2 pseudogenes are annotated in these 905 nt (G+C 72.0%); both read right to left on the reverse strand.

Going from position 1 to position 905, the window contains the following annotated elements:
* Nucleotides 1-32 precede the first annotated feature (32 nt).
* A pseudogene (locus BFF76_RS34240) lies at nt 33-202 on the reverse strand (M23 family metallopeptidase); the annotation flags it as partial.
* 2 nt (nt 203-204) lie between these two features.
* Nucleotides 205-905: pseudogene (locus BFF76_RS29540) on the reverse strand (M23 family metallopeptidase); the annotation flags it as partial.

The raw sequence follows: 905 nt of genomic DNA on the forward strand, positions 1-905 counted from the left end.
CCGGGTGCGCCGGAAGCCGGCGCACCCGGGTCTCAGATCGTGAGGCCCTTGCCGCGGAGCCAGCTCATGGGGTCGATGCCCGTACCGTCCGCAGTGTGGATCTCCAGGTGCAGGTGCGCACCGGTCACGTTGCCGGTCGCGCCGACGCGGCCGATGGTCTGGCCGGTGGTGACCTTCTGACCGGCGGTCACGTCCATCGAGGNNCGTGCGGTAGCCGTACGATCCGGAGTAGCCGGCCGACTTCACCGTGCCGCTGTGCACTGCCTTGACCGGGGTACCGGTCGGGGCCGCGAAGTCCAGCCCGGTGTGGTGACCGGAGGACCACATCGAACCGGCCTGACCGTAGGTCGAGCTGATGTAGTAGGAGGAGGTCGGGACGGCGTAGCTGGCGGCCAGCTTGGCGAGACGCTCGGCCTCCGCCTTCTTCTTCGCCGCCTCTTCCGCCGCCTTCTTCTCCGCTGCGGCCTCGGCCTCGGCCTCGCTCTGCTTCTCCGCCGCCTGGGCTGCGGCCGCCGCGACCGCCGCCTCCTCCTGTGCGGCCCTGGCCTCGGCCTCGGCCCCGGCCTGCTCGGCCTGCTGCTGCTCGGCCTGCTGGAGGATGCGTGCGCGCAGCGCCTCGCCGGCGTCCGTGCTGCCCTGTTCGGCCTCGGCTGCGGTGATCCCCGCGGTGGTCAGCGGGGCGGACGCGGCGACCGTCTCGTGGTCCGAGTCGGTGTCGCCGGACATGAACGCGCCCACGCCGGGAAGGGACTTGGCATCGGGAAGGTTGTCCGCGATGGAATCGGGAAGAGAGATGGAGACCGGCGGCTTGCTCTGCGCGGTGGCCATGCCACCCGCACCGACGGCCGCGATGACGCCGACGCCGAGGACGGTGGAGCTACGGGCGAGGCCGCGCTGCTTGGCTA

It is taken from the genome of Streptomyces mutomycini, from assembly GCF_001700505.1.
Taxonomy (GTDB): domain Bacteria; phylum Actinomycetota; class Actinomycetes; order Streptomycetales; family Streptomycetaceae; genus Streptomyces; species Streptomyces mutomycini.